This window comes from Halpernia frigidisoli (assembly GCF_900113805.1).
GTDB classification, from domain to species: domain Bacteria; phylum Bacteroidota; class Bacteroidia; order Flavobacteriales; family Weeksellaceae; genus Halpernia; species Halpernia frigidisoli.
The window spans coordinates 684,405-690,532 of record NZ_FOQT01000002.1 but is presented as its reverse complement, the minus strand read 5'-3'; the positions used below and the strand labels follow the sequence as shown (position 1 = coordinate 690,532).

Here is a 6,128-nt window from a genome sequence, read left to right as displayed (position 1 = left end):
AATAATACCAGAAATAATTTAATTATTGCTGATGATAAAAGTAATTTTAAACCGTCATATCAGTATAAATGCAGTAATTAACTTTCGTTTTTGATCTGTTCAAAGACTTCTAATAATGTTTCTTCAAACTTGTCTGTTTTAAGATCACATTCCCAAACTGTGATTACCTTCCAACCGAGATCAGTCAATTTTTTATTATTGATTTTATCCCGATTTGCAGTTCCGGTGATTTTATGTGTCCAGAATTCTGTGCGTGTTTTTGGGATGATAAAATACCTGCAACCTTCATGGCCATGCCAAAAACAACCGTTCACCTGAATGATAGTTTTGTATTTTCTTAAAACAATATCCGGTTTTCCTGGAAGTTTTTTATTGTGAAGTGAGTATCTGAAACGTTCTGCGAATAATGCTTTACGAAGTTTTACTTCGGGTTTTGTATTGCTACTGCGAACTTTACTCATGTTAAAGCTGCGCTGCTCTTTTGTGTGAACGTCTGCCATTAAAACTTTTATAATATTTTCACTGCAAAAGTAATCAACGTTTTGTAAACGCAGTATCAAGTGACAATTTTAATGGTCACTTTATGCGTCTAAATTCTATTTATTTCTAAATGAAAAGAACTTTAAAAACTAACAATATTAATTATTGTTGTCTATTGCCAGTTGTAGTATTGACAACAAAAGACAAAATTTACAATGCTTCAAATATATATTTATGAATGTAAAAGAAAAGCTAGGAGAGCGGATTTGCGAATTGCGAAGAGAACAATCATTATCTCAGGAAAAGCTCGCATTGAAAGCAAACATAGACAGAGCTTACATGCATTTGATCGAAAAAGGTAAGACTAATGTTTCCATAGAATTGATTGAAAAGATAGCAATTGCTCTGGAGATAAATATTAAAGATCTTTTTTGATTTAATGTTTAATGAACATTATAAAAATAAAAGTTAAAAATAGACTATATAAAAATGAACGGTAAGATAACAGCAGTAGATTTATTTTCAGGATGTGGAGGTTTTTCATATGGCTTTCAACAAGCGGGCTTTCATGTTGTTTTAGGTGTCGACAATACTGCAATTGCTCTAAAAACATTTGAAAAAAATCATAATAATTCGAAAACATTACAACTTGATTTGCATAAAGAAAGTGCAATTGATGAGATTTTAAGTGAAACTAAAGATATAGAAATTGATGTTGTAATTGCGGGTCCTCCTTGCCAAGGATTTTCACTTACAGGTACAAGAAAAGAAAACGATGAGAGAAACTCTCTTTTCTATTCTGTTTTTAGACTTGCTGAAAAACTAAATCCTAAAGCAATAATAATTGAGAATGTACCAGGTTTATTAAATCTTTACGGTGGAAAGCCAAAAAAGGAAATAATGCGACTCTGTGAGGAGATGGGTTATGCATGTCATCCACAGATACTTTACGCACCCGATTTCGGTGTTCCTCAAATTCGTAAACGTGTTTTCTTTGTCGCATTGAAAAAGGAGTTAGGGATTTTTGAATTTCCAAAACCAACTTACGATGTTGAGAATTATGTGGGTTGTGAAGATGCTATAGGAGATTTACCAGATTTAGTAAATAGTTTAGGAGGTGATAATTTGAAATATGACAAACAAACTTTTAGCGATTATCAAAAGATAATGAGAAATGGTAATAAAGTATTAAAAAATCATGTAGGAACTCAACATACAGAGCATGTAATTAATGTTATTTCTCAAGTTCCTGAAGGGGGGAATCACAAAGATTTACCGAAAGGTGTGGGAGATTCTCGGAAATTTAATGAGGCCTGGACAAGATATCACAGCAAGAAACCTTCAAAAACAATAGATACTGGACACAGAAATCATTTTCATTATAAATGGAATAGGGTTCCAAGTGTTAGAGAAAATGCGAGATTACAATCTTTTCCAGATGTCTTTGAATTTTTAGGAAATAAGACTGAACAATATAGACAGGTTGGAAATGCTGTACCGCCATTATTAGGAAAAATACTTGGAGAGCAACTTTTAAAATATTTAAATCATGAAGTTTAATGTAATAGATTTATTTGCTGGGTGCGGAGGATTAACTGATGGTTTTTTACAAACCGGAAATTACAATACATTGGCTACAGTGGATTGGGAGTTTCCTACCGTTCAAACTCTGAAAAAAAGATTAATTACAAAATGGAATTATGATTTAGAGGCAAATAACGTTTTACATTTTGATATTCAGCGAACTGAAGAATTAGTATCAGGCTATAATGATTCAAAATTCGGAAATAGTATTGGTCTTGATAAAATTATAGATAAACAAACTGTTGATCTAATTATTGGCGGTCCTCCTTGCCAAGCATATTCTATGGCAGGAAGAGTTAAAGACGAAAATGGAATGCAAGATGATTACCGTAATTTTTTATTTGAGAGTTATGTACAAATGGTTGCTCATTATCAACCGAAGGGTTTTGTTTTTGAAAACGTGGAAGGAATTTTATCTGCAAAGCCAGGTGGAGTTTCAATTATAAAGAGAGTTAAGGAAGCATTTGATGAGATAGGTTATGTAATAACTGAAAATTTGCGTGTCAACGCTTTGTTTGATACATCCTATTATGATGTTCCCCAAAAGAGAAAAAGAGTTATTATTTTTGGTGTTAAAAAAAGTGAAAATAGCGAAAAGCAAGTTAGAAGGTTTTACTCAATAATGAAGGAAAGTGGTAGTGTGAATCAAATTAGTTCTAAAATTGCTTTTGAAAATTTACCAAAAATTTTTCCCTATAAGAAAAATGCAAAGCATTCGCACTCAATAAAACTGAATGGAACGTCTCTTATTAAAAATCATGAACCAAGATTTCATAGTGAAAGAGATATTGAGATTTTTAAACTACTAGCGGAAGATATAAAAAGTGGTAGAGAAGAATACATCACAAGTAAAGCTCTAATTCAACTTTATAAAGAGAGGACGGGTAAAGAATCTAATTTTCATAAGTATAATGTTATTCGGGAAGATAAACCAAGTAATACAATACCTGCTCATTTATATAAAGATGGATTGAGACACATTCATCCTGACCCAGAGCAAGCCAGATCCATAACAGTTCGCGAAGCAGCGCGTATACAAACTTTCGATGATGATTTTGAATTTTTAGGTTCTAGAGGTGATCAATATAAAATGATTGGTAATGCTGTGCCACCAAAATTTGCAAAATTGATAGCTGAAACAGTCTTTAAAATTTTTGTAAATGATGATAATTTATACAGATTAGGAAACGAACTTTTCACAGAATTTAACGAACAAAAATCAAACTATGCTTTATCACCAAAACTTAGAGGAATTAATTTTCCAGAGACACGAGATTCTTGACACAGATGAATTAATTGTACTTTCTGGTTATTTAGGTCCAACTCCAGTTGAGCGATTAGAAGAATTACCTTTAAGCACCAGAGTAATCTACGGTATGTATGGATCAGAAGGAATTCAGACAAATTTGCATAATTCTCTACGAAGAATACAGCATTCAGTTAAAAATTTGAATATTTTTTATTCTCAAATTCCTGTTCACTCAAAATGCTATGCTTGGAGAAAAAATGGACAAATTATTCATGCTTTAATTGGTTCTGCTAATTTCTCTATAAACGGATTAACAACACCTTACAGAGAAATTCTAGCTGAAACTACAAAAGATACTTATAATCCTTTAAATGAATACATATCTCATATATTTAATAATTCTATTTCTTGTTTAGAAATAGGTTTACGCGGTATACAAGAAAAAATTCGAGGAGGTACTTTTTGCGACATGTCTTTTTTGATGGACAACGGTGAAACTCACAATGCAAGTGGACTCAATTGGGGTTTTATGGCTAATGGTTTACCATCCCCAAAAAGAGGTATTAATGACGCTTGCATACCCATTAGTATTAGTCATATTAGACAATTTCCAGATTTGTTCCCTCCAAAACTAACTGCGAGAGAGCTTGTTGATATTAGAGGAAGGAGACAAAGATCCAACGAGGCAATTGAACTTATTTGGGATGATGGCATCACCATGGAAGGTTTGTTGGAGGGTACTAACAACGTTGATGGTGTTGAATATCCTAAACAGATTAGTTCTTTTCCTGCTAAAAATCAAATGGGAGAATATTTAAAAATGAGGCTTGCTATTCCACTTGGACAACCAATAAGAAAACATCATTTAGTAAGTTACGGCAGAACGGATGTTACAATTTCTTTAATTGGAGATGGAATTTATAGTTGCGATTTTTCAGTGTAATAACTTATAACTTGTGTTACATATCTATATAATTAAATAAGTCTTTTTCTCATAACTGACTCCAACAAACTCGCCACTCCAATCATCAACAAACACCCAATCGGATTCAGCCACAAAAACTCCAGTTCAATCACCTCTTTAAAATCCAAAAAGTAAAGCAAAATAATAACAGGTTCTACAATCAGAATACTTCGCATTGTGGCTTTACCACCAATTTTTGGAAAGAGAAAGGCGATGGCGAAAACACCGAGAATTGTTCCGTAAAATAAAGAGCCTATAATATTCACGGCTTGAATTAAATTTTCAAATAAACTCGCATTCACGGCGAAAAAAACGGCAACTATTCCCCACATTAAAGTAAAAAATCGGGACGCATTTAAATATTGCTTATCCGAAATATTAGGCGCAAAATTTCTTTTGTAAATATCTACAACGGTCGTTGTTGCCAAAGCATTCAATTCTGAAGACGTAGAACTCATCGCGGCAGACAAAATAACGGCGATCAATAAACCGACAATTCCGGTGGGCAAATAATGTAAAATATAATAAATAAAAACGTAATCTTTGTCGTTAGATTCTATGTCGGGCGCATTTTTGTCAATGACTTTTTTGGCGTTGCTTCTGATCTCAGCTTCTTTTGCATGAAGATTTTTCAGTTCAGACATTACTTTTTCAGAATGTCCGTTTTTCCACTCGGCAATTTTCTTTTCTTTTAAATCAAAATTTTTCTCAAATTCTAAATTCAAATTTTTATATTCCGTATTATTTTGAAGTTTTTGCGAAAGCGGATTGAAATTTAAAGGCGTCTTTTCAAACTGAAAAAAGACGAAAACCATCACGCCAATAAAAAGGATAAAAAACTGCATCGGGATTTTAAACAAGCCATTAAAAAGCAAACCCAAACGTGCTTCCTTCAAACTTTTCCCAGTTAAATACCGTTGAACCTGACTTTGATCTGTCCCAAAATAACTCAAAAACAAAAATGTTCCACCCAAAAAAGCCGACCAAATATTGTAGCGGTTATTTAGATCAAATTCAAAATTCACCGGATTAATTTTCCCCATCGAGCCGGAATAAAGCAGCGCGTCATTTAAGTCTAATGGCAATTTTTGCAGAATGAGAAAAAACGCCAAAAACATCCCGATAAAAATCACGATCATCTGTTGTTTCTGCGTCTGGCTCACGGCTTCCGTACCGCCGACTATCGTATAAATAGTCACCAAACCACCAATTAAAATATTGGTAAAAATTAAATTCCAACCTAAAATTGTGGACAAAATAATGGCAGGTGCGAAAATCGTAATTCCCGCAGCCAAACCTCTTTGTATCAAAAATAAAATCGCCGTTAAAATTCGGGTGGAAAGTCCAAAACGTTTTTCCAGATATTCATAAGCCGTTAAAACATTCATTTTGAAGAATTTAGGCAAGACCCAAACGCACAAGATCACCATCGCAATCGGCAAACCAAAGTAGAATTGCACGAAACCCAAACCGTCATTATACGCTTGTCCGGGCGTTGATAAAAACGTGATCGCGCTCGCTTGCGTCGCCATTATGCCCAATCCGACCATCCACCAGGGATTGGTTTTTCCGCCCAGAAATGATTCTGAAGTTTTTACCTGTCGCGATTTATAAATGCCGTAAACCACGATAAACAGTAAGACAAAAACCAAAACTATCCAGTCTAACTGCTTCATTTATAGTGATTTTGAAATAGTAACATTGCAACGATCAACAGAAAAGTAAACACCAAAAGTGATATATAGAGTTTTTTCCAGTTTGTGTTTTTTTCTTCGTTCATTTCTTATATTTTTTTGGGCGCCAATTTCCGCCTTCCGTTCCCAATCTTTTTTTCAAATGCAAAAAAAGGAT

6 protein-coding genes are annotated in these 6,128 nt (G+C 33.6%); 4 read left to right on the top strand and 2 right to left on the bottom strand.

Annotated elements, in window-relative coordinates:
- Positions 1–77 precede the first annotated feature (77 nt).
- Positions 78–500: a very short patch repair endonuclease gene (locus BM238_RS08315; protein WP_090079729.1), complete on the bottom strand. Its 423-nt coding sequence runs from the start codon at positions 498–500 to the stop codon at positions 78–80.
- 214 nt (positions 501–714) lie between these two features.
- On the opposite strand from BM238_RS08315, the gene BM238_RS08310 reads away from it, so the two are divergent.
- From BM238_RS08310 to BM238_RS08295, 4 genes are read left to right on the top strand one after another with little or no spacing between them, the layout of a single operon-like run.
- Positions 715–915: a helix-turn-helix domain-containing protein gene (locus BM238_RS08310; protein ID WP_090079727.1), complete on the top strand. Its 201-nt coding sequence runs from the start codon at positions 715–717 to the stop codon at positions 913–915.
- Positions 916–969: 54 nt separating this feature from the next.
- The gene (locus tag BM238_RS08305; protein WP_090079726.1) at positions 970–2,040 is read left to right on the top strand and encodes a DNA cytosine methyltransferase; all 1,071 of its coding nucleotides are present in this window, start codon (positions 970–972) and stop codon (positions 2,038–2,040) included.
- Complete coding sequence (locus BM238_RS08300) at positions 2,030–3,346, top strand: DNA cytosine methyltransferase (protein ID WP_177205445.1); 1,317 nt, start codon at positions 2,030–2,032, stop codon at positions 3,344–3,346. The genes BM238_RS08305 and BM238_RS08300 overlap by 11 nt, the downstream gene beginning before the upstream one ends.
- Complete coding sequence (locus BM238_RS08295) at positions 3,291–4,256, top strand: restriction endonuclease PLD domain-containing protein (protein ID WP_090079724.1); 966 nt, start codon at positions 3,291–3,293, stop codon at positions 4,254–4,256. Before BM238_RS08300 ends, BM238_RS08295 begins: the two co-directional genes overlap by 56 nt.
- A 32-nt stretch (positions 4,257–4,288) precedes the next feature.
- Here BM238_RS08295 and BM238_RS08290 read toward each other — a convergent pair whose 3' ends face one another.
- Positions 4,289–5,953: a sodium:solute symporter family protein gene (locus BM238_RS08290; protein ID WP_090079723.1), complete on the bottom strand. Its 1,665-nt coding sequence runs from the start codon at positions 5,951–5,953 to the stop codon at positions 4,289–4,291.
- Positions 5,954–6,128: the final 175 nt, after the last annotated feature.